Raw genomic sequence first — 23,582 nt, forward strand, 5'->3', positions numbered from 1 at the left:
GGACAACTATGTTATCCCTTTATCTTGCCTCCGGTTCACCGCGTCGACGTGAACTGTTAGCGCAGCTTGGCCTGCGTTTTGAGCGTCTCCTGACCGAGGTTGAAGAGCAGCGTCGTGCAGAAGAGAGCGCGCAACATTATGTGCGTCGCCTGGCGCGGGAAAAGGCGCAGGCGGGCGTTGCAGTCGCACCGCAGGATCTGCCGGTGCTGGGTGCGGATACCATTGTGGTACTGAACGGTGAAGTGCTGGAAAAGCCGCGCGATGCGGCACATGCAGCAGAAATGCTTATGCGTCTGTCAGGTAACACGCATCAGGTGATGACGGCGGTGGCGCTGGCGGATCGTCAACATGAACTGGATTGTCTGGTGCAGACGGAGGTGACCTTCCGCCTGCTGACGCCGCAAGATATTCATGACTATATCGCCAGCGGCGAACCGATGGACAAAGCTGGCGCCTATGGTATTCAGGGGCTTGGCGGCAACTTTGTCAGAAAAATTAATGGAAGCTATCACGCTGTGGTTGGCCTGCCGCTGGTGGAAACGCACGAGTTGTTCAGCCATTTTCAATCACTGCGTGAGGTGGGTGAGAGGTCATGATGACGGCTGAGCTACTGGTAAACGTCACGCCATCCGAAACGCGCGTGGCTTATATTGACGGCGGTATCCTGCAGGAAATCCATATCGAACGCGAAGCGAAGCGCGGTATCGTTGGTAATATCTATAAAGGACGCGTGAGCCGCGTTCTGCCTGGCATGCAGGCCGCCTTCGTCGATATCGGTCTGGATAAAGCCGCCTTTTTGCACGCCTCCGATATTATGCCGCACACCGAGTGCGTAGCGGGCGAAGAGCAGAAAAACTTTAGCGTCCGGGATATTGCTGAGCTGGTACGCCAGGGACAGGATCTGATGGTGCAGGTGGTGAAAGATCCGCTGGGCACTAAAGGGGCGCGTCTGACCACCGATATTACCCTGCCTTCGCGCTATCTGGTGTTTATGCCTGGTGCTTCGCATGTCGGCGTGTCGCAGCGCATTGAGAGCGAGGCGGAGCGCGACAGGTTGAAAGCGGTGGTTTCCGGCTACTGTGATGAGCAGGGCGGTTTTATTATTCGTACCGCAGCGGAAGGCATCGGCGAAGAGGAGCTGGCGCAGGATGCCGCTTTCCTTAAGCGTCTGTGGACGAAAGTCATTGAGCGCAAAAAGCGTAATAAAACCCGCTGTCGTCTGTATGGCGAACTGGCGCTGGCGCAGCGCGTCCTGCGTGATTTTGCCGGTGCCGCGCTCGATCGTATTCGTGTTGATTCACGCCTGACCTACGAGCTGCTGCTGGAATTCACATCCGAATATATCCCCGAAATGACGGCCAAGCTGGAGCACTACAGCGGCAAGCAGCCGATATTCGATCTCTATGACGTAGAGAATGAGATCCAGCGTGCACTCGATCGCAAAGTAGAGCTGAAGTCGGGCGGCTATTTGATCATCGATCAGACGGAAGCGATGACCACCATTGATATCAATACCGGTGCCTTTGTCGGCCATCGCAATCTCGATGAAACCATCTTCAATACCAATATTGAGGCGACGCAGGCGATTGCCCGCCAGCTAAGGCTGCGCAATCTTGGCGGCATCATCATCATCGATTTTATCGATATGAATAACGAAGAACACCGTCGCCGCGTGTTGCATTCGCTTGACAGTGCGCTGAGTAAAGATCGTGTGAAAACCAGCATTAACGGCTTCTCCGCGCTGGGGCTGGTAGAGATGACGCGTAAACGCACCCGTGAAAGCATTGAGCATGTGCTGTGTCAGGATTGCCCGGTTTGTAAAGGGCGCGGCACGCTGAAAACGGTTGAAACCGTCTGCTACGAAATCATGCGTGAAATTGTGCGCGTTCATCATGCCTACGATACCGATCGTTTCCTGGTTTACGTATCACCCACCGTAGGCGAGGCGCTGAAAAGCGAAGAGTCGCACGCGCTGGCAGAGGTTGAGCTGTTTGTTGGCAAGCAGGTTAAGGTGCAGGTTGAGCCGCTCTATACCCAGGAGCAGTTCGACGTTGTGATGATGTAAAATCTGGTTAATATTTTGACCAGATTTTACCGGTTTCTCTCCCGTCAAGCGCTAAAAATGCGCGCCTGTTTCAGGTAAACTAGAGTGACCTGCTTCTCCCTGACAGCGGCGGCTAGCGCATCTTCGGGAAGATAAGACAGCTTATTTAACCGTTCAGTGTGCGCAAGACAAGGAGAGGTGTGTGAGGCAACTGCCCAGGATCCTGTTACTTACAGGCGCAGCGTTGATTGTCATCGTGGCGCTACTGGTCAGCGGCCTGCGGTTGTTGATGCCGCAAATCGATCGTCACCGCGATATTGTGCTGGATGCCGTCTCTTCCGCTACCGGTTTGCCAGTCAACGCCGCGATGTTGCAGGGGCGCTGGGAAAATTTTGGCCCAACGCTGGATGCCCATCAGCTGGCGGTAACGCTTCCTGACGGCGGCTCGCTTACCATCGATCGCGTTACGCTGGCGCTTGATATCTGGCAGTCGCTGCTGCACCTGCGCTGGCAGTTTCGTGAACTTACCTTCTGGCAGCTCGATCTCGACAGCCGTTCTCCGCTCATCAGTAACGATCAAAACAACCACACCCTGAAGGCGGGGCAGATAAACGATCTCTTCCTGCGCCAGTTCGATCACTTTGATTTACGTGACAGCCGCATACGTTTCCAGACGCCTTCCGGCCAACGCGCCGAGCTGGCTATTCCCCGTCTGAGCTGGCTGAATGAAAAAGCGCGGCATCGTGCAGAAGGCGAAGTCAGCCTTTCCAGCTTTACCGGGCAGCACGGCATCGTGCAGGTGCGGCTGGATTTGCGCGATGAAAATGGCCTGCTGAACAGCGGGCGCGTCTGGATGCAGGCTGACGACGTGGATGTTAAGCCCTGGCTGGGGCAGTGGATGCGTGATAACACCACCTTACAGCGTGCGCGTTTCAGCCTGGCAGCCTGGCTCAGCCTGAAAGAGGGCGAAATTTATGATGGTGATGTCTGGTTGAAACAGGGCGGTGCGCACTGGCAGGGCGATAAACAGCCGCACCGGCTGGAAGTGGATAATCTGACGCTGCACCTGGCGCGTTGGCGCAGCGGCTGGACCGTTACCATGCCGCAAAACAGTTTGCGCACCGATGGCAAGGCATGGCCAAAAGGGCATTTTGCGCTGGCGTGGCTGCCGCAGCGCGCAGATGCGCCAGGTACGCAGGCCGAAGAGGAGCTGCGCGTGCGCGCAACGGGGCTGAACCTGCAACGTCTCGAACCCTTGATTCCGCTTTTTTCCCGCCTGTCGCCGCAGCTGCTGAAAAACTGGCGTACCCTGCAACCGCAGGGAACCATTGATACGCTGGCGCTGGATGTGCCGCTGCACCAGCCGGAGCAGAGCCGCTTCCAGGCACGCTGGCATGATATGAACTGGCAGCACTGGCATCTGCTGCCGGGCGCGCAGCACGTTGCCGGGCGACTGAGCGGCAGTTTGCCTGACGGACGCCTTGAATTCAGCGTCAGGGATGCGGTAATGCCTTACGGCACCATGTTCCGTGCGCCGCTGGAGGTAAAAGAGGCCACCGGCACGTTGAACTGGCAGCATAGTAAAAATGCCCTGGCGCTACAGGGCAGGCAGTTGGATGTCCAGGCGCGCTCGTTGTGGGCAAAGGGTGATTTTAGCTATCGTCAGGCAGCGGGCCAGCCGCCACAGCTCGATATTCTGGCGGGCATTAATGTTACGCACGCCGGAGACGCCTGGCGCTACTTCCCGGAACCGCTGATGGGCACTGGCCTGACCAACTATCTGAGCGGCGCGATTAAAGGCGGCGAGGTCAATAATGCCACGCTGCTGTTTGCCGGTAACCCCAAACTTTTCCCCTTCCGCCACAATGATGGCATGTTTGAAGTCTGGGTGCCGCTGCGTAATGCCAGCTACGCCTTCCAGCCAGGCTGGCCCGCTATCGACAAGCTCGATATCGATCTCGATTTTGTTAATGACGGCCTGTGGATGAAAGCGCAACAGGCGATGCTGGGTAAAGTGCAGGCAAACAATGTCAGTGCGATCATACCGGACTACCTGAAACAGAAGCTGATCATCAACGGCGATCTGCGCGGCGAGGCGGCCGATATTCGTGACTATTTCCATCAGACGCCGTTACAGCCGTCATTAGGCGCTGCGCTTGACGAGCTACAGCTGGGCGGGCAGACCGGTGGGCATCTGAAACTCGATATCCCGCTGAACGGTAAACTGGTGCATGCCACAGGCGATGTGCAGCTGAATAATAACTCACTGTTTGTTGCGCCGCTGGGCACGCAGCTTACCGGGCTGAGCGGCAGCTTTACTTACGATAACGGCAATTTACGCAGTGATACGCTGCGGGCGAACTGGTTCGGGCAGCCGGTGAACGTCACCTTCAATACGCAGGAGCAGCCGGAGGCGTACCGTATTGGTGTTAACCTGGCGGCAGACTGGCAGGTTAACCAGCTCTCACCGTTGCCCGCCGCCGTCAGCCATCAGCTGAGCGGCACTTTACCCTGGCAGGGTGAGGTGGCAATAACGCTGCCGCATAACGGCAATGGCGCGAATTACAAAATCGATGTGGCAGGGGACTTAAAAGATGTAAGTAGTCACTTACCTACTCCGTTGGCAAAAGCGAGCGGCGAACCGCTCCCGTTGAAAGTTTCCGTGACTGGCGATCTGCACCACTTCGATTTACAGGGCGTACTGGCGAATCAGCAGCGTTTTAACAGCCGCTGGCTGCTGGGGAAACAGCTGCGCCTCGAGCGGGGCGTCTGGCGTAATGATGCAGAAGCTATGCCCGCGCTGCCTGAAACACGCGGAATGCTTTTGCAACTGCCGCCGCTGGATGGCGACAGCTGGGTGAAGCTGCTGATGGCTGGTAAAGAATCCTCTGGAGCAGGACATAAGTCTGGGGCGCATACAGAAACCTCTTTTAGCCAGAGCGCGTTGCCGGGCGATATTACGCTAAGTACGCCTTCCCTTCAGCTGGCGGGCCAGCAGTGGCGCGACACGCAAGTGACTTTGCGTCAACTGATGGCAGGCGCTATGCAGGTCGAGGCCGAAGGGCGTGAAATTAGCGGAAAGCTGGATATTCCCACCAGTGGTCCCTGGCTTGCACATCTCCGGCGTCTCTATTACAACCCGGAATGGCAGAGCAAAAGCGATACTTCTTCATCGGCCACAGCGCAAAAAGATACTGCGCCCTCGCTGGATAGCGGAAAGATAAACTTTGCTGGCTGGCCCGCTTTGCAGCTTAGCTGCGATGAGTGTTGGCTGCGGGGACAGAATTTTGGGCGGATTAGCGGAAACCTGACGCCACAAAAAGATACGTTAGTACTTACTAATGGTTTAGTGGATACCGGCAACGCCCGCCTGCAAATAAACGGTGAGTGGGTTAATCGAGCCGACGAACAGCGCACCTCGCTTAAAGGTAAGCTAAGCGGTAAAAACATCAACGATGCCACCAACTGGTTTGGCGTCAGCACGCCGATGCGTAACGCTTCTTTTATCATTGATTACGATCTGCACTGGCGTGACGCCCCCTGGCAACCGGTGGAATCCTCGCTAAGCGGTGTATTAAAAACCCATCTCGGAAAAGGGCAGATTGCCGATGTCAGCAGCGGCCGCGCTGGTCAGCTGTTGCGTCTGGTTAGCTTCGATGCGCTGCTACGTAAAATGCGTTTTGACTTCAGCGACACCTTCAGTGAAGGGTTCTGGTTCGATTCGATCAACGGCACGGCGTGGATCAAAGACGGGGTAATGCGCACCGATAATTTGCTGGTCGATGGGCTGGAAGCGGATATCGCTATGCAGGGTAAAATCGATCTGGTGCAGCGGCAGATCGATATGGAAGCGGTAGTAGCACCTGAAATTTCTGCATCGGTGGGTGTGGCGACCGCTTTTGTGATTAATCCGGTGGTAGGCGCGGCGGTCTTTGCCGCCAGTAAGGTGCTGGGACCGCTGTGGAATAAAATCTCTTTACTGCGCTACCACATCAGCGGTCCGCTGGATAAGCCGGAAATCAATGAAGTCTTGCGTAAGCCGCGTGAAAAGAGCGCGAAGTGAATTTGACGCCGCAGGGGAATTACCGCAGGCTATAGCATAACGTCACATAACGAGTGAGAAACGATGACTCTGAATCTGGTAAGTGAGCAATTGCTAACTGCGAACAACATCAATCAGCAGGATCTGTTCACCCTGCTTGGGCAGCTTTCAGAACGTCGTCTGGATTATGCCGATCTCTATTTTCAATCCAGCTACCACGAATCCTGGGTGCTGGAAGACCGTATCATAAAAGATGGCTCCTGGAATATCGATCAGGGCGTCGGCGTGCGTGCCGTCAGCGGTGAGAAAACGGGTTTCGCCTATGCAGACCAGATCACGCTGGCTGCGTTACAGCAGAGCGCGCAGGCGGCCCGTAGCATCGTGCGCGAGCAGGGCAACGGGCAGGCGCGAACCCTGGCGGCGGTAGCCCATCGCGCGCTCTATCCTGCCCACGATCCGCTGCAAAGCCTGTCGCGGGAAGAGAAAATTGCCCTGTTGCACCGCGTTGATAGCGCGGCGCGGGCGGCAGACAAGCGCGTACAGGAAGTCAGCGCCAGCCTCACCGGTGTGTATGAACTGGTGCTGGTAGCAGCCACAGACGGGACGCTGGCGGCGGACGTGCGCCCGCTGGTGCGCCTGTCGGTTAGCGTACAGGTAGAAGAAGATGGCAAGCGCGAGCGCGGTTCCAGCGGCGGCGGCGGGCGTACCGGCTACGATTTCTTCCTTGCTGATGAAGAGGGCGAAGTTCGGGCGGAACGCTGGGCGCGGGAAGCGGTGCGTATGGCGCTGGTTAACCTTTCCGCAGTTGCTGCCCCGGCAGGCTCGATCCCGGTAGTGCTGGGCGCTGGCTGGCCTGGCGTGCTGCTGCATGAAGCGGTAGGCCACGGTCTGGAAGGTGATTTCAATCGTCGTGGCACTTCAGTGTTCAGCGGCCAAATGGGCAAGCTGGTCGCTTCTGAGCTTTGTACGGTGGTGGATGATGGCACTTTAAGCGGCCTGCGCGGTTCGTTAGCCATTGATGATGAAGGCGTGCCGGGCCAGTACAATGTGCTGATTGAAAACGGTGTACTGAAAGGTTATATGCAGGACAAGCTTAACGCACGTCTGATGGGCGTCCCGCCTACCGGCAACGGGCGTCGCGAATCCTATGCGCATCTGCCGATGCCGCGCATGACCAATACCTATATGCTCGGCGGGCAGTCGACGCCGCAGGAAATTATTGAAAGCGTCGAGTATGGTCTCTATGCGCCTAACTTCGGCGGCGGCCAGGTGGATATTACCTCCGGAAAGTTTGTTTTCTCTACTTCGGAAGCCTACCTGATCGAAAAAGGCAAAGTGACGCGACCGGTGAAAGGCGCGACGTTGATCGGCTCCGGCATTGAAGCAATGCAACAGATCTCGATGGTTGGCAACGATTTGGCGCTGGATAAAGGCGTCGGCGTTTGCGGCAAAGAGGGGCAGAGCCTGCCGGTTGGCGTAGGCCAGCCGACGCTGAAGCTGGATCGTCTGACCGTAGGCGGCACCGCCTGAAAAATCGCCCCCCTGATGACGTTATCAGAGGGGCAAATCTTAACCGCCGTTGCGGTGCTCCTGATAGATTTGCGCCACCTTTTTGAACCAGGCGCTGAGATAATCGATACAGACCTGCACCTTCAGCGGCAGTTTATCCTTCTGCGTATAGAGCGCGTAAACCGGACGCGGATCGGACTGATAGCGGCGGAACAGAATTTCCACCTCGCCAGCTTTAATCTCATCAATCACCCACATCAGCGGCACATAAGCAATACCGCATCCCGCCTTCAGCCAGCGGATCAGCGTTTGTGAATCATTCGTCACGAAACGCCCCTGTGGCGAAAGATGCGTACTGATGCCTTCCGGCGCAATAAGCTCGAAATTGCTGTCCGGGCGCACGCTATATTCCAGCCAGGAGAAATTGGCGATATCGGACGGCTTCTCCGGCGTGCCGTGCTGCTCAAGGTAATGTTTTGCGGCGCAAACCACCATTGGCATCGATCCCAGCCGCCGTGAAAAGAAGCTGGAATCCTGTAGCGCGCCTACACGTATCACCATATCGAGGCCGTCGGCTATCAGATCGGGTGCGGGGATGCCCGTCACCAGATTAACCGTCAGGCCGGGATATTCCTGAAGCATCTCCGCCGTCATGGTCGCCAGTACATTTTGCGCCATGGTAGACGAACTGCCGATGCGCAGGGTGCCGATAGGGGAGTTGTTAAAGGCATACAGCTGTTCATGCACCTGTTGCGCCTCGGAGAGCATGCGGCGACAGCCCTGATAGTAAATGCGGCCCGCTTCGGTCAGGCCGAGACTGCGTGTGCTGCGGTTCAACAGCTTCACCTGTAGCTCATTTTCCAGTTTAGCGACAATCTGGCTGATAGAAGAGACACTCATCTGTAACTGCCTTGCGGCGGCAGTAAAGGAGCCTAATTCAACCACTTTGGCAAAAACTGACATGCCTTTTAGACGTTCCATTATTCACTCTGGCTTAAAAGTGATTTAGATCACATTATGTAGATAACCTGTCTTCAGGCGCGTTACACTATGACGCCGGGTTGCCGTCTGGTTACTCACCTTCTGTGTCAAGATATGTCATACACGCTATGCTTTAGGTTCTGATATTCGTCTGACAGTGTACCTGTCGTCCGACCATCATCAACCCGTAATGTGAAAGGTCCTGTATCAGCAGGCTGGCTTCGTGTTGGCATAACGGAATAGCTCGGTTGCGTATCAACAAGGATAAAAAATGAGTGTGTTACCGGTTATTGTCGTGTTTGGGCTGTCGTTCCCGCCGATATTCTTTGAAATCATCGTTTCGCTACTGCTGTTCTGGGTGGTGCGTCGTCTGCTGCTGCCGGTCGGCCTGTATGATTTTGTCTGGCATCCAGCGCTGTTTAACACCGCACTCTATTGCTGCCTGTTCTACCTGGTATCTCGTCTGTTCGTCTGAGGTTATAAGTGAAAGCTCTAATAAGAAAAATTGCGCGCTATGCCATTACTCTGATTCTGGTGGTGATAGCCGTTATCGTCGTGTTTCGCGCCTGGGCTTTTTATACCGAATCGCCCTGGACCCGTGATGCTAAATTTGCGGCGGATGTGGTGGCGATTGCGCCCGATGTCACAGGCCTGGTGACTGACGTACGCGTGCAGGATAACCAGCACGTTAAAAAGGGTGAGGTGCTCTTCACCATCGATCAGCCGCGTTTTCAAAAGGCGCTGGAAGAGGCGGAGGCGGATGTGCAGTACTATCGCACCGTTGTTGATGAAAAACGACGCGAGGCGGCACGGCGTAACAAGCTGGGCGTGATCGCCATGTCGCGTGAAGCGATCGAACAGTCAAATAACGATCTGCAAACCACCGAACATCAGCTGGCAAAGGCGCAGGCCTCGCGCGATCTGGCAAAGCTGGATCTTGAACGCACTGTAATCCGTGCGCCTGCAGATGGCTGGGTCACTAACCTGAACGTCTTTACCGGCGAATTTATTAATCGCGGCACCACATCGGTTGCGCTGGTAAAACAGAACTCCTACTACGTTGTGGCTTATATGGAAGAGACCAAGCTGGAGGGCATTCGCCCCGGCTACCGCGCTGAAATTACGCCGCTGGGTAGCGAACGCGTGCTGCATGGTACGGTGGATTCTATCGCCGCTGGCGTCACCAACAGCAGCAGCAGCGTGGATAGCAAGGGTATGGCAACCATCGATTCCAACCTGGAGTGGGTGCGTCTGGCGCAGCGCGTGCCGGTTAAAATTCGTCTCGATCGCCAGCAGGGTAACCTCTATCCCGCCGGTACTACCGCCACGGTAGTGGTCACTGGCGAAAACGATCGCCAGCAGGCACCGCGTTCGCCGCTTTCCCGGTTGCTGCACCGCCTGCGTGAGTTCGGCTAAGCGAGGGCGTGATGCAACTCGAACGATTACGCTTTCCGGTTAAGCTGACATTCGCTATTTTGACGGCGCTGCTGGTGGGGTTTCATTTTAATCTGGAAACCCCGCGCTGGGCGATCATGACCGCCGGGATTGTGGCGGGCGGCACGGCCTTCGCTGCGGGCGGCGATCCTTATTCCGGCGCGCTGCGTCATCGCGGCATGCTGCGTATCATCGGCACCTTTCTCGGCTGCCTGGCGGCGCTGACGATCATGATCGCCACTATCCGCGCGCCGGTAGTAATGCTGCTGCTCTGCTGTATCTGGGCGGGCGTCTGCGTCTGGCTCTCCTCTCTAATTCGCGTTGAAAACTCTTATGCTCTGGGGCTGGCAGGCTATACCGCGCTAATCATCGTGGTCAGCGTCGATATGTTCCCCGGCGGTACGCCGATGCTGGCACCGCAGTTTGCCGTCGAACGCTGTAGCGAGATCGTGATCGGCATCGTCTGCGCGATCCTGGCGGATATGGTTTTCTCACCGCGCTCGATCAAGAAGGTGATCGATAAAGAGATCGAGTCGCTGCTGCTGGATCAATATCGCCTGCTACAAATCTGTGTGGCGCACGGTGATAAAGATGAGGTGGATAAGGCGTGGGGCAATCTGGTACGCCGTACTACCACCCTTAACGGTATGCGCAGCCAGCTTTCTATGGAATCCTCACGCTGGCAGCGCGCCAATCGTCGCCTGAAGGCGTTGCATACCCTTTCGCTGACGCTGATTACCCAGGCGGCAGAAACGTTCCTGATTCAGAACTCACGCCCGGAATATATTCCACCGCAGTATCGGCTGTTGATAGAAAAAGAGGTGAACAGCCTTGCCGATTTACATAAGCATTTAAAAAACCTGCGGCGGATTATCAGCGCTTCCGGCAGCAAGAGCACGCCGGTAACGCTGTCCAGCTGGGTTGGTGCGGCTACACAATATTTAATGTTGTTAAAAGGCGTACAGACCAACAGCAGCATCAGCCAGCAGGAAGAGGCGCTGCTGAGCGCCGAGGTTGAGGTGGTGCGCGCCCGTTCGGCAGAAACCCATCACGCGATGATCAACGGCATCCGCACCTTTGTCGCTACCGCGCTGGGGTCGCTGTTCTGGCTCTATACCGGCTGGACCTCCGGCAGCGGCTGTATGATTATGCTGGCAGTTATCACCGCCCTGGCGATGCGTGCGCCCAATCCGCTGATGATGGCGAAAGATTTTCTCTACGGCATGACGGTTGCGGTGCCGCTGGGGGCGCTCTATTTTATGGTGATTATGCCCGCCACCCAGCAGAGTATGCTGCTGCTTTGTATTGCGATGGGAACGCTGGCGTTTGTCGCCGGGATCTTTATTCAGCGGCGACAGCTGGGAACGCTGGGGGCCTTTGTCGGCACGCTTAATGTGCTGGTGCTGGATAATCCGATGACTTTCTCCATCGGTGCTTTTCTTGATAGCGTGCTGGGGCAGGTGATCGGCTGTTTTGTCGCGCTGATGGTGATTCTGATTATCCGTGACAATTCCCGCGCCCGTACCGGCAGAACCCTGCTGAACCGCTTTATGTACGCGGCGGTTTCCGCGCTGACCACCAACCAGGCTCGGCGCAAAGAGAACCATCTACCCGCGCTCTATCAGCAGTTGTTTCTGCTGCTGAATCTGTTCCCTGGCGACATTGATAAATATCGTCTGGCGCTGACGCTGATTATCGGTCACCAGCGGCTGCGTAACGCGGAGATCCCGGTAAATGCCGAGCTCTCGGCGTATCATAAACAGCTGCGCTATACCGCCGATCGGGTCATCGCTTCCCGTAGCGATGACAGGCGCCGTTACTACTATCAGCGCCTGCTGAGCGAGTTTGATATCTACCAGCAGAAGCTGGCGCAGTATGAAGCGCCGCTGAGCGTCACCGAGCCGGTGAAACGTCTCGCCGATATGCTGAAGAAATATCAGCACACCCTGATCAATATCTGATACGCCAATGGCACCGCAGGGTGCCATTTTTCTCCTTCGTTCCGGGCGCGAGCCGAAAGCGCGGCCTTTGCCAACTATACTTTGCAGACCGGGATGACTAACAGGAGTAAAGAAATGGCGTATTCTCTCCACGATAGTGACCTTTTTCAAACGGGCTGTCTGATTAACGGTCAGTGGATCACGCTGAATGAAACCTTTGCGGTGCTCAATCCCGCGACGGGCGAAACCATTGCTCAGGTGGCAAAAGGCGGTAAAAAAGAGACCGAGCAGGCGATTGCGGCGGCGGAGCGAGCTTTTCCTGCCTGGCGCGCGCTAACGGCGAAGCAGCGTTCGGAAATCCTCTACCGCTGGTATCAGCTGATTATCGAAAATAAAAGCTGGCTGGGAAAACTGATGACGGCGGAGCAGGGGAAGCCGCTGAAAGAGGCAGAAGGCGAAGTGGAATATGCCGCCAGCTTTATTCAATGGTTTGCTGAGCAGGCGAAACGCATCAACGGCGAAATTATTCCGCCTGCTAAAAGTGGGGCCCGCATTCTGGCGACGCGTGAGCCAATTGGCGTCGTCGCGGCGATCACGCCGTGGAATTTTCCGATGGCGATGCTGACGCGCAAGCTGGGCCCGGCGCTGGCCGCTGGCTGCACCGGTATTATCAAGCCTGCCAATAATACGCCGCTTTCCGCGTTTGCCCTGCTGGCGCTGGCGCAGAAAGCGGGCGTGCCTGACGGTGTGCTGAACGGCGTCGCCGGTGATACGCACGCCATCAGCGATGCGATCATGGCCAGCGGCGCAGTGCGTAAAATCTCGTTTACCGGTTCAACCGCCGTCGGCAAAACGCTGATGCGTAACGCGGCGGAGACGATGAAAAAGATCTCAATGGAACTGGGCGGCAACGCGCCCTATATCGTTTTCGACGATGCCGATATCGATGCTGCGGTTAAGGGTGCCATCGCCAATAAATTCCGCAATGCCGGTCAGGTCTGCGTTAGCGTAAACCGCTTCTTTATTCATGATGCCGTGTACGATCGCTTCGTTAACCAGCTGGCGGAAGAGGTGAAAAAACTGCGGGTAGGTAACGGCATGGATGAAGGTGTGGTCGTTGGGCCGTTAATTAACAAAGAAGCAGTTGAAAAGGTTGAAGAGCATGTAAAAGATGCTCAGGCGAAAGGCGGTCGCATTGTGACAGGCGGCGCACGTCACGAACTGGGCGGTAATTTCTGGCAGCCGACAGTCATCGCCGATGCCGATGAAAAGATGAAGCTGGCGCGTGAAGAAACCTTTGGTCCGGTAGCTGCCTGCTTCCGTTTTTCCAGTGAAGAAGAGGTGATCCAACGCGCTAACGCGACGGAATATGGCCTGGCGGCCTATTTTTATACGCAGAATCTGCAACGCGTTTTCCGCGTCGCCGCCGCGCTGGAAAGTGGCATGATCGGCATTAACGAATGTGCGGTCTCCACCGAGCTGGCACCCTTTGGCGGCGTGAAGGAGTCCGGACTGGGACGTGAAGGATCGGTATTAGGTATTGAGGAATATCTGGAAGTCAAAGCGCTGCACATTGGCGGTTTATAACCCAGACGGGCGTGAGAGCGCCCGTTCCAGCATGACGGAGCAACCGGCATGAGGAAAGAGACGTTTGATTTTAATGAGATTGTCGACCAGGCGCACTTCTATCGTCAGTTTTGCGAGCGTTTCACGCTGTCAGATTCGTTGATTTTCGACCTCGACTCCCTGTGGGATGCGGTCATTGAATCTGTGTTGCCGCTACCGGTAGAAATTGAGTTTATTCATCTGGGCGCGGGCCAGAAAAGACGCTACGGCGCGCTGATTCTGCTGTTTGATGAAGCAGAAGAGGAGCTGGAAGGCCAGCTCCGCTTTAACATCCGTCAGGCGTAGCTCTGCCGGATGCAGAAATAAAAAAGGCCCGGCGAACGGGCCAAAGGTTCGTCACTTATCGACGAGGAATTACTTATAAATCTCTGCCGTGGCGTGGTAGTTGCCGTTGTTATAGGCTTCAACAACGCGATAGGCGGATGCGCCCCGTTTATCGGCCTGTTTTGACAGATGCTGACGAATTGAGGACGGGCTGCCATCTATACCGCTGACGGTGATGGTGCCGATCGACTGTAAGTTTTGGCTGTTGACATCCTGTTGGGTAACCAGGTCGGCAGCGCTGGCACCGAAAGAGAGTACTGATGCCAGACCTAAAGCAGCAAGGGTAAATGTGGTTTTCATATCTTCACTCCAGAGTAGCGTTTATGCGGCAGCCGGGATGGCTTAATAGCGGTTATTATTTCTGGGGCTGCCTGTTTCAGTTGTAGGGTGTGCTGATGCGTCAACGGGGCTTATTTATAAAGCTCGGCGGTAACGTGCCAGGTGTCCTGATTGCGCGCTTCGATAATGCGATAAGCACTGGCACCCTGATTTTCCGCTTTAGTGCTTAACGCCTGATGAATATCCATCGGTACGCCCGCAACGCCGCTCATAGTAACAATGCCTACAGGCTGCATATTTTGGGCTTGTTGAGCACTAACAGATTCTGCTGCCATGGTGCCGAATGACAGGGCGGATAGCAGGCTTACTGCGGCGATGGTAGTGGTAATTTTCATGATTTTTTCCTCGTCTTTTATTTTTCTCTTTTTGATAATGTGATTAACATCACGAAAACAAGTATAGATCTAATAACGTACGAAATTAATATCTGCCTAATAATGTTTTGTTGTAACTCTCTGGCTTCAAGTTATTTTTTTATAACTTAAAGTTATTAAAAGAGGCTATAAATTGTACTTTTACGGTTAAATATTTATCAAAACAGCAACATAAGCGACTTTATCTATTCGTGCTTTGTTTAACGATAGATCTACCTGGTGTGCTGCTTATTAGCAGATTGTTTCTTGATACTATCGTCTCAGTTCAGCATAAAATGCTAAAAATTGGTTGGTGACGAAAATGAAAACGTCAGGCTTATGCCATAGTGTGCTGAGAGAACTGGCGATCGGGGCGGAAAAAAGAGAGGAGAGGCAGTCAGCGGTTTATGACAGAAACAGATGCGGCATACATAGCATACATAAAGGAAACAACGGAGATCATTAGCGTGCAACGCTAATGATCTTCTGGGTTACAGTTCCTGCTCAAACAGCGCCAGAATGGCTTCGTAAAGCTGCTTAACGGTAAAAGCGCGGGCTGGAGTGATAAAGATCGTGTCATCACCGGCAATGGTGCCGAGGATGCCTTCCGCCTTGCCTAAAGAATCAAGCAGACGAGCAATCAGCTGAGCGGCACCGGGGCTGGTATGAATCACCACCAGTGCCTCGTTGTAATCGATATCCAGTACCAGATTTTTTAGCGGCGAGGTGGTAGTGGGCACGCCCAGTTCCGCAGGCAGGCAGTAAACCATCTCCATTTTGGCGTTACGGGTACGTACGGCACCAAACTTGGTTAGCATACGGGAGACTTTCGACTGATTAATGTTGTCGAAGCCTTCTTCCTGCAGGGCGGTCACAATTTCACCCTGCGAGCTGAATTTTTCCTCTTTCAGCAAAGCTTTGAAGGCTTTAATCAGATCTTCTTGTTTCGATGGATTACGCATAGGCTACCGATAATATAAAAATGCAGTGAAGCCCGGCCAGCAGGCGATACATTATTATGCAATTACATGAATTTTTATGCAAATGAACCGCAACGGATAAAGACGTTATGGCGCAGAGGGCGCGCATTTTACCAGAGTTTTGCGCAAGATAAAATTTGCTGCAGCCGCATAGCTATGGCGGAAAAAGTGACAAAGTTGTTATAGAATTGATGTTGTTATGATAAGAACTAACAGCTAAGGTAATATTGTTTAATATTTCAGCATCCGATTACGGTCATTATCTGGCCTGTACGTCATAGCGTCTTTTTCGTCCACTTTACCGGCCGTTTGTGTCCTGAGCCGCAAAATAAGGATGAACTTCTCGCTATTACTCCTCAGGCTATCCAGCATGATAACTCCGCTGGATTCCGGCATTTTTCTGCTCACGATAATAAGGAGTTTAGGATGAAAGTTGCGGTTCTCGGTGCGGCTGGTGGTATCGGCCAGGCACTTGCACTTCTGCTTAAAACCCAGTTACCTGCGGGTTCAGAACTTTCCCTGTACGATATCGCGCCTGTTACGCCCGGTGTGGCTGTTGATTTAAGCCATATCCCTACGCCAGTAAAAATCCAGGGTTTCAGCGGTGAAGATGCCACTCCTGCATTACAGGGAGCTGACGTAGTGCTAATTTCAGCGGGCGTGGCACGTAAGCCCGGAATGGATCGTTCCGATCTGTTTAATGTTAATGCCGGTATCGTTCGTAATTTGATTGAGCAGGTAGCGGAAACCTGTCCACACGCATTGATTGGGATCATTACTAATCCGGTCAATACCACAGTCGCTATTGCCGCCGAGGTGCTGAAAAAAGCGGGCGTTTACGATAAAAACCGCCTGTTTGGTGTAACCACGCTGGATATTATCCGCGCCAATACTTTCGTTGCAGAGCTGAAAGGCAAGCAGCCTGACGAGCTGGAAGTGCCTGTCGTGGGCGGGCATTCCGGGGTCACTATTCTGCCACTGCTTTCACAAATCCATGGCGTCTCGTTTAGCGAGCAGGAAGTCGCTGATTTAACGAAGCGTATTCAGAATGCCGGTACGGAAGTGGTGGAGGCCAAAGCGGGCGGAGGATCGGCTACGTTGTCGATGGGCCAGGCGGCGGCACGTTTTGGGCTGTCGCTGGTACGCGCGCTACAGGGAGAAAGCAATGTTATTGAGTACGCTTACGTTGAAGGCGACGGCGAATATGCACGTTTCTTCTCTCAGCCGCTGCTGTTAGGGAAAGAGGGCGTGATCGAACGGCGTCCGCTCGGCAAGCTGAGCGCCTATGAGCAAAGCGCACTACAAGGCATGTTAGAGACGCTGAAAAAAGATATAGAGCTGGGCGAAGCGTTCGTTAAATAATCATTTTTTCTCTACTCTCTGTGTGGTCGGAACCCCTGTTCCGGCCCTTTTACCCCGCCATCTCCCTACGCTTCATTGCTAAACCTCTGGCTAAATCTGCTAAACTTCCCGCGTTTTAACCGGCAACAAACGAGGACGCTGTGAAAAAAATCGAAAGAAAGCAGACCAGGGATCACATTACTCAGATGATTCGCTACGAAATTCTTTCCGGCAATATTAAAGCCGGAGAAGAGCTAGCGCAGGAGAGTATTGCGGAGCAGCTGGGACTCTCTCGCATGCCGGTGCGTGAAGCCTTGCAGTCGCTTGAACAGGAAGGATTTCTCATTCGACTGCCGAACCGTCATATGCAGGTGTCGCGGCTTGAGCCCGATGATGTCAGCCATATTTTCCGTATCATTGCCGTGATGGCGGCGGAGCTATTCGCCTTAGTTCCCGCCACGGCAGGCGAGTCGCTACGTCTGTGCGCAAGGGATTTGGCTTATCAGGAGGAAAAAACGCGTGAGCTTGATTTTCATTTGACGCTTATTTCATATATTGATAATCGTTACTTACGTAAGGCTTATCAACAGTTCCTTGATGGTTACATTTCTTACGTCATTTTATATCTCAAGGAAGATAAACAAGAATCGGCACAGCTGTTAAGTGAACTGGCCGCCGCCATTGGTGCAAACGATCGTGACGGCATTGCACATTCTACGCAGCATTATTTTCTCTCATTAGCAGAAATGATGCGTCAACATATGAAGGCCTGGGAAAGTGCAGAAGTTTAAGTTAGGTAAAATTAAGCTCCTGCCAGCAAAAGAGCTGGTAGCAGCGGTATTACGTAAGGCTATTCTGTCGCGGCAGTTAGCTGAAGGCCAGGAAATTACCCTGGAAGGTATCGCCAGCATGGTGGGGGTTTCCAGTATGCCGGTGCGTGAAGCCTTTCAAATCCTCGCCGCTGATGGCCTGATCAAAGTGCGCCCCAATAAAGGGGCGGTAGTGCTGGGGATCAATGAGCAGACGATCCGCGAACATTATGAGATCCGCGCTTTGTTAGAAAGTGAGGCGGTGGCAAAAGCATCGCGCCCCGGTACCGATATTTCGCGTATTGCGGAGATCCACTATGCCGCAGAAAAAGCGCTGGCGGCCAATAATTCTGCCGAATATTCCGATTTGAATCAGGCATTCCATATGGAAATCTGGAATACGGCAGGCAATGAGAAAATGAAGATGCTGCTTTCCAATATGTGGAACGGCCTGTCGATGGGACAGAACGTAACTGAAGAAGAGTACGCAACGCTTTCCATTCAGGAGCATCAGGGTATTTTACAGGCGCTGGAGCAGCATAACGAAGAGCTGGCGCGTTGCCGCATGCGCGACCATATTATCCGCTCAATGGAAAATATGCTGACCCGCTATATTGACGATCCCGCCGTCTAAACGGCTATTCCGCCTGCGAAGAGACCGTAGGCGTATATCACCCCATTTTTTTACGTTCTCCGTCGCTGTTCACCGTTTTTACGATCCGATCCCGCCTTCGATTTTGACGAAGATCCCAAACCCGTTGTGTTTTCAGGAAAATGATTGACTTACTTTTTATGTGGGAATACTTTTGGCTACATAATTTTGGATACAATATCATATATAATGGATGTATCTTATGGAACCTATTACGATTACGCTTGCTCTGCTGGTTTTCGCTATTGTGATGTTTGTCTGGGAAAAGGTGCCGCTGGCGGTCACTTCGATGGTGATCTGTGTAGCGTTGGTGCTCACCGGGGTGCTGGATATGAAGCAGGCCTTTTCCGGCTTTATTGATACCAATGTGATTCTGTTTGTGGCGATGTTTATCGTCGGCGGGGCGCTGTTTGAAACCGGTATGGCGAATAAAGTGGGCGGTGTAATTACCCGCTTCGCTAAAACAGAAAAGCAGCTCATCTTCACCATCATGCTGGTGACCGGTCTGATGTCCGGCGTGCTTTCGAATACCGGCACCGCTGCCGTATTAATTCCGGTGGTCATTGGCGTGGCGGCTAAATCGGGCTTCGCACGTTCGCGCCTGTTAATGCCGTTAGTTTTCGCTGCGGCGCTGGGCGGAAATCTGTCGATGATCGGCGCGCCAGGCAACCTGATTGCGCAGTCCGCCTTGCAGAATATCGGTGGCAGCTTTGGCTTTTTTGAATATGCAAAGATCGGCATGCCGATGCTGATTTGCGGCATCCTTTATTTTCTGACGCTGGGCTACAAATTCTTACCTAATAATCCCAATAGCGGTGCGGTTGGCGGCCTGGGCGAGCAGCGCGATTACAGCCATGTCCCGGCGTGGAAACAGTTACTGTCGCTGGTGATATTGATTGTCACAATTCTCGGCATGATTTTCGAAAAGCAGATTGGTATCAGCCTCGCCATTATCGGCTGTATCGGCGCACTGGTATTGGTTATTAGCGGCGTGCTGAGTGAAAAACAGGCTTATAACGCTATTGATTCTCAAACCATTTTTATCTTCGGCGGCACGCTGGCGCTGGCACAGGCGCTGGAAACCACCGGGGCCGGAAAGCTGGTAGCAGATTACGTGATCGGCATGCTGGGGCAAAACTCTTCGCCTTTTATGCTGCTGGTCGTGATCTTTACTCTCTCCGTCATTATGACCAATTTTATGTCCAACACGGCAACCACGGCGCTGCTGGTGCCGGTGAGTCTCTCCATTGCCGCAGGTATGGGTGCCGATCCGCGCGCGGTATTGATGGCAACGGTTATTGGCGGCTCCTGCGCCTATGCGACGCCCATCGGGATGCCCGCCAACATGATGGTGCTGTCGGCAGGCGGCTATAAGTTTGTCGATTACGCCAAAGCGGGCCTGCCTCTCATCCTGGTTTCCACCATTGTCAGCCTGATTCTGCTGCCAATCCTTTTCCCTTTTCACCCGTAATTAACAGAAAAATTTCTGATTAAGAAGGAGTATTTATGAGCAAAAGCGCACAGATATCCCACATGACCGACATTATGGCCAGGTTTGTGGGATATACCGGCAAAGTTCTGCCTGACGATGTTACCGCCAAATTGGAGGATCTACAGACTAAAGAAACCAGCCAGCTGGCAAACGTTATCTTTACCACCATGTTTGATAACCAGCGTCTGGCAAAAGAGCTGGATCGTCCTTCCTGTCAGGATACCGGCGTGATTCAGTTTCTGGTGGAGTGCGGCACGCATTTTCCGCTGATCGGTGAACTGGAAGCGCTCCTGCGTGAGGCGGTAATCAAGGCAACCGTTGATTCCCCGCTGCGCCACAACAGCGTGGAAACGTTTGATGAATACAACACCGGAAAAAACGTAGGTAAAGGAACGCCAACGGTATTTTGGGAAATCGTTCCCGATTCTGACCAGTGCACCATTTATACCTATATGGCCGGTGGCGGTTGTTCGCTGCCCGGTAAGGCAATGGTGCTGATGCCGGGTGCCGGTTATGAAGGCGTCACGCGTTTTGTGCTGGATGTGATGACCAGCTATGGCCTCAATGCCTGCCCGCCGCTGCTGGTTGGCGTGGGTGTGGCTACTTCGGTAGAAACGGCAGCACTGCTATCGAAAAAAGCGCTGATGCGTCCGGTTGGTAGTCATAACGATAATGAACGTGCCGCCGCGCTGGAAAAAATGCTTGAAGAAGGTATTAACAAAATTGGTCTGGGGCCACAGGGCATGTCAGGCAATACGTCTGTAATGGGCGTTAATATTGAAAATACGGCGCGTCACCCTTCCACTATCGGCGTGGCGGTGAATGTCGGCTGCTGGTCGCATCGTAAAGGACATATCGTTTTTGATAAAGATTTGAACTATACCATTTTATCTCATACAGGAGTCACTTTCTGATGACGAAGAAAATACTCACTACGCCAATTAAAGATGAAGACTTAGCCGATATTAAAGCGGGCGATATTATTTACCTGAATGGACATATTGTTACCTGCCGCGATGTGGCGCATCGCCGCTTAATTGAGGGAGGGCGTCAGCTGCCGGTTAATATTGACGGCGGGGCTATTTTACATGCTGGTCCCATTGTACGTCCGATTGCTGGCAGCGAAGATAAATTTGAAATGGTTTCCGTTGGGCCTACTACCAGTATGCGCATGGAAAAATTTGAGAAAGAATTTATTGCCAAAACCGGCGTAAAACTTATCGTCGGCAAAGGCGGTATGGGAAAAGGTACAGAAGAGGGATGCGCACAGCATAAAGCGTTGCATTGTGTGTTTCCCGCCGGTTGCGCAGTCGTTGCTGCCGTATGTGTCGAAGAAATTGAAGATGCACAGTGGCGTGATTTAGGAATGCCGGAAACGTTGTGGGTTTGTCGGGTAAAAGAGTTTGGCCCATTAATCGTCTCGATCGATACGCATGGTAATAATCTGTTTGAACAGAACAAGATTATTTTTAATCAACGTAAAGATATCGTTGCTGATGAAATATGCCAGAACGTAAGTTTCATCAAATAACCAAAAAGTAAATCAGACGCACGATAACAGGCGGAAATTTATTGAGGGCGGGGGAGATATTACCGAAGCAGAACGGAGAATATCTTTTGTTACCTCATAATTAACGCCTTATCGTGCCTTATTTTTGAAGGCCCTTTTATGACTGATACAGCGCTATTAAGCGAAGGTATTACCCTAATGTTTCTCGGCATGGGGTTTGTGATGCTTTTTCTGCTGCTGCTGATTCTTGCCATTCGCGGCATGTCCGCTGCGGTTAATCGTTTTTTTCCAGAAACTGTCGTCCCGCCACAACCGGCGTCAGCGCCCGCCGTACCCGCTGGTGACTTTGCCCGTCTGAAGCCGGTCATCGCCGCCGCCGTTCACCACCACCGTCGCCTTAACCCCTGATAACCGGAGGTCCCTATGACCGTTGCCATTACCGACGTCGTCCTGCGTGACGCCCACCAGTCGCTGTTCGCCACCCGTTTGCGCCTTGACGACATGCTTCCCATTGCTGCTGAGCTGGATGCCGTGGGCTACTGGTCCCTGGAGTGCTGGGGCGGCGCCACCTTTGACGCCTGCATTCGCTTTCTCGGCGAGGACCCCTGGGTTCGCCTGCGTGAGTTGAAAAAGGCGCTGCCCAACACCCCACTACAGATGCTGCTGCGCGGGCAGAATCTGCTCGGCTACCGACACTACGCCGACGACGTAGTGGAGCGCTTTGTTGAGCGTACCGTGAAGAACGGTATGAACGTGTTCCGCGTGTTCGATGCCATGAACGATCCGCGCAACATGAAGGCCGCTTTGCAGGCGGTGCGCCGGTGCGGTGCGCATGCGCAGGGTACTATTTCCTACACCACCAGCCCGGTACATACGCTGCAAACCTGGCTCGACCTGACGGAGCAGCTGCTGGAAATTGGCGTCGACTCCGTCGCCATCAAGGACATGTCCGGCATCCTGACGCCAGGTGCCGCGTATGAGCTGGTCAGCGAAATCAAAAAGCGTTACGACGTGCGCCTGCATCTGCACTGCCACGCCACCACCGGCATGGCGGAGATGGCCCTGCTGAAGGCTATCGAGGCGGGCGCGGAAGGCGTCGACGCCGCTATCTCCTCCATGAGCGGCACCTATGGCCACCCGGCTACCGAGGCGCTGGTTGCTACGCTGGCGGGCACGCAATATGACACCGGGCTGGACCTCGACAGGCTGGAGGGTATCGCGGCTTATTTTCGTGGGGTGCGTAAAAAATATCACGCTTTTGAAGGCCAGCTGAAGGGCACCGACAGCCGTATCCTCGTGGCGCAGGTTCCGGGCGGGATGCTCACCAACCTGGAAAGCCAGCTCAGGCAGCAGAACGCCGTCGACAGGCTGGAGGCGGTGCTGGCGGAAATTCCCCGCGTGCGCGAGGATCTCGGTTTTATCCCGCTGGTTACGCCCACCTCACAGATTGTCGGTACTCAGGCGGTACTTAACGTGCTCACCGGCGAACGCTATAAAAGCATTGCGAAGGAAACCGCCGGGATCCTGAAAGGGGAGTACGGAAGAACGCCCGCGCCGGTTAACGCCACGCTGCAAGCCCGTGTGCTGGAGGGCAGCGAGCCGTTAACCTGCCGTCCGGCGGATGTGCTGACGCCGGAGCTGGCGACGTTAGAGGCGGAGGTGCGGCAGCAGGCGAAGGAAAAGGGCATCGCGCTGGCGGAAGACGCCATTGAGGACGTGCTGACCGTGGCGCTGTTCCCGCAGCCCGGCCTGAAGTTCCTGGACAACCGCGGCAACCCGGCGGCATTTGAGCCGGTGCCGCAGGCTCAGGACACTAACCCGGCAGCGGCAGTGCAAAAGTCCGCCGCAGAAAGAAACACCGCAGGCGTGTATACCGTGGAGCTGGAGGGTAAGGCTTTCGTGGTGAAAGTTAGCGAGGGCGGCGATGTCAGCCAGGCCGCTGAAACTACGGCAACGCCTGCGGGCTCTGCCACTGACACCGGTAACACCGGCACGCCGGTCAGCGCGCCGCTGGCAGGCACTATCTGGAAGCTCACGGTCACCGAGGGACAGCGCGTAGCGGAGGGTGACGTGCTGCTGCTGCTGGAGGCGATGAAGATGGAAACCGAAATCCGCGCCGCACGCGCGGGCACCGTGTGCGGCATCCGGGTCAAGGCTGGCGATGCCGTGGCGGTGGGTGACACCCTGATGCAGCTGGCGTAACGGA

At 54.2% G+C, this 23,582-nt stretch carries 21 protein-coding genes; 17 read left to right on the forward strand and 4 right to left on the reverse strand.

What is annotated here, in order from left to right; translation table 11 throughout:
* The first annotated feature begins 8 nt into the window (after positions 1-8).
* From C7M51_RS19900 to tldD, 4 genes are all read left to right on the forward strand, one after another.
* Entirely contained in the window at positions 9-596 is a 588-nt protein-coding gene (locus tag C7M51_RS19900; RefSeq protein ID WP_160623225.1) for a Maf family protein, read from the forward strand.
* A complete protein-coding gene (gene rng, locus C7M51_RS19905; protein WP_160623716.1) occupies positions 596-2,065 on the forward strand; it encodes a ribonuclease G in 1,470 nt (489 codons plus the stop codon). The genes C7M51_RS19900 and rng overlap by 1 nt, the downstream gene beginning before the upstream one ends.
* Positions 2,066-2,246: 181 nt before the next feature.
* On the forward strand, positions 2,247-6,107 hold the full coding sequence (gene yhdP / locus C7M51_RS19910) for an AsmA2 domain-containing protein YhdP (protein ID WP_160623226.1): 3,861 nt from the start codon (positions 2,247-2,249) through the stop codon (positions 6,105-6,107).
* A 63-nt stretch (positions 6,108-6,170) separates the two neighbouring features.
* Positions 6,171-7,616: a metalloprotease TldD gene (gene tldD / locus C7M51_RS19915; RefSeq protein ID WP_160623227.1), complete on the forward strand. Its 1,446-nt coding sequence runs from the start codon at positions 6,171-6,173 to the stop codon at positions 7,614-7,616.
* Between the two features lie 39 nt (positions 7,617-7,655).
* Here tldD and aaeR read toward each other — a convergent pair whose 3' ends face one another.
* The gene (gene aaeR, locus C7M51_RS19920) at positions 7,656-8,576 is read right to left on the reverse strand and encodes an HTH-type transcriptional activator AaeR (RefSeq protein ID WP_160623228.1); all 921 of its coding nucleotides are present in this window, start codon (positions 8,574-8,576) and stop codon (positions 7,656-7,658) included.
* A gap of 271 nt (positions 8,577-8,847) precedes the next feature.
* On the opposite strand from aaeR, the gene aaeX reads away from it, so the two are divergent.
* The 5 genes from aaeX to C7M51_RS19945 all read left to right on the forward strand — a co-directional run bounded on the left by aaeX (position 8,848) and on the right by C7M51_RS19945 (position 13,861).
* Positions 8,848-9,051 carry a p-hydroxybenzoic acid efflux pump operon protein AaeX gene (aaeX, locus tag C7M51_RS19925; RefSeq protein ID WP_160623229.1) on the forward strand — a complete coding sequence of 68 codons (204 nt, stop codon included), beginning with the start codon at positions 8,848-8,850 and terminating at the stop codon, positions 9,049-9,051.
* Positions 9,052-9,059: 8 nt separating this feature from the next.
* On the forward strand, positions 9,060-9,992 hold the full coding sequence (gene aaeA, locus C7M51_RS19930) for a p-hydroxybenzoic acid efflux pump subunit AaeA (RefSeq protein ID WP_160623230.1): 933 nt from the start codon (positions 9,060-9,062) through the stop codon (positions 9,990-9,992).
* Between the two features lie 11 nt (positions 9,993-10,003).
* Complete coding sequence (gene aaeB, locus C7M51_RS19935; protein WP_160623231.1) at positions 10,004-11,971, forward strand: p-hydroxybenzoic acid efflux pump subunit AaeB; 1,968 nt, start codon at positions 10,004-10,006, stop codon at positions 11,969-11,971.
* Between the two features lie 114 nt (positions 11,972-12,085).
* A complete protein-coding gene (locus tag C7M51_RS19940; RefSeq protein WP_160623232.1) occupies positions 12,086-13,537 on the forward strand; it encodes an NAD-dependent succinate-semialdehyde dehydrogenase in 1,452 nt (483 codons plus the stop codon).
* A 48-nt stretch (positions 13,538-13,585) separates the two neighbouring features.
* The gene (locus C7M51_RS19945; RefSeq protein WP_160623233.1) at positions 13,586-13,861 is read left to right on the forward strand and encodes a barstar family protein; all 276 of its coding nucleotides are present in this window, start codon (positions 13,586-13,588) and stop codon (positions 13,859-13,861) included.
* 69 nt (positions 13,862-13,930) lie between these two features.
* Here the strand turns inward: C7M51_RS19945 and yhcN (C7M51_RS19950) are convergent, their stop codons facing one another.
* The 3 genes from yhcN (C7M51_RS19950) to argR form a co-directional block, all read right to left on the reverse strand.
* On the reverse strand, positions 13,931-14,200 hold the full coding sequence (gene yhcN, locus C7M51_RS19950; protein WP_160623234.1) for a peroxide/acid stress response protein YhcN: 270 nt from the start codon (positions 14,198-14,200) through the stop codon (positions 13,931-13,933).
* Between the two features lie 110 nt (positions 14,201-14,310).
* Positions 14,311-14,574 carry a peroxide/acid stress response protein YhcN gene (gene yhcN / locus C7M51_RS19955; protein ID WP_160623235.1) on the reverse strand — a complete coding sequence of 88 codons (264 nt, stop codon included), beginning with the start codon at positions 14,572-14,574 and terminating at the stop codon, positions 14,311-14,313.
* Positions 14,575-15,083: 509 nt separating this feature from the next.
* A complete protein-coding gene (argR, locus tag C7M51_RS19960) occupies positions 15,084-15,554 on the reverse strand; it encodes a transcriptional regulator ArgR (protein ID WP_160623236.1) in 471 nt (156 codons plus the stop codon).
* 444 nt (positions 15,555-15,998) lie between these two features.
* Here argR and mdh point away from each other — a divergent pair, with 444 nt between their 5' ends.
* From mdh to oadA, 8 genes are all read left to right on the forward strand, one after another.
* A complete protein-coding gene (gene mdh / locus C7M51_RS19965) occupies positions 15,999-16,934 on the forward strand; it encodes a malate dehydrogenase (RefSeq protein WP_160623237.1) in 936 nt (311 codons plus the stop codon).
* 140 nt (positions 16,935-17,074) lie between these two features.
* The gene (locus tag C7M51_RS19970; RefSeq protein ID WP_160623238.1) at positions 17,075-17,704 is read left to right on the forward strand and encodes a GntR family transcriptional regulator; all 630 of its coding nucleotides are present in this window, start codon (positions 17,075-17,077) and stop codon (positions 17,702-17,704) included.
* Entirely contained in the window at positions 17,691-18,356 is a 666-nt protein-coding gene (locus C7M51_RS19975) for a GntR family transcriptional regulator (protein ID WP_160623239.1), read from the forward strand. The genes C7M51_RS19970 and C7M51_RS19975 overlap by 14 nt, the downstream gene beginning before the upstream one ends.
* Positions 18,357-18,576: 220 nt before the next feature.
* Positions 18,577-19,845, forward strand: a complete 1,269-nt coding sequence (locus tag C7M51_RS19980; RefSeq protein WP_160623240.1) for an SLC13 family permease — start codon at positions 18,577-18,579, stop codon at positions 19,843-19,845.
* A 35-nt stretch (positions 19,846-19,880) separates the two neighbouring features.
* Complete coding sequence (ttdA, locus tag C7M51_RS19985) at positions 19,881-20,780, forward strand: L(+)-tartrate dehydratase subunit alpha (RefSeq protein ID WP_160623241.1); 900 nt, start codon at positions 19,881-19,883, stop codon at positions 20,778-20,780.
* Positions 20,780-21,397, forward strand: coding sequence for a L(+)-tartrate dehydratase subunit beta (gene ttdB / locus C7M51_RS19990; protein ID WP_160623242.1), 618 nt, complete (start codon positions 20,780-20,782; stop codon positions 21,395-21,397). The genes ttdA and ttdB overlap by 1 nt, the downstream gene beginning before the upstream one ends.
* A 138-nt stretch (positions 21,398-21,535) precedes the next feature.
* Positions 21,536-21,784, forward strand: coding sequence for an oxaloacetate decarboxylase subunit gamma (locus C7M51_RS19995; protein ID WP_160623243.1), 249 nt, complete (start codon positions 21,536-21,538; stop codon positions 21,782-21,784).
* Between the two features lie 15 nt (positions 21,785-21,799).
* Positions 21,800-23,578, forward strand: a complete 1,779-nt coding sequence (gene oadA, locus C7M51_RS20000; protein ID WP_160623244.1) for a sodium-extruding oxaloacetate decarboxylase subunit alpha — start codon at positions 21,800-21,802, stop codon at positions 23,576-23,578.
* Positions 23,579-23,582 lie beyond the last annotated feature (4 nt).

Source organism: Mixta intestinalis (assembly GCF_009914055.1).
Taxonomy (GTDB): domain Bacteria; phylum Pseudomonadota; class Gammaproteobacteria; order Enterobacterales; family Enterobacteriaceae; genus Mixta; species Mixta intestinalis.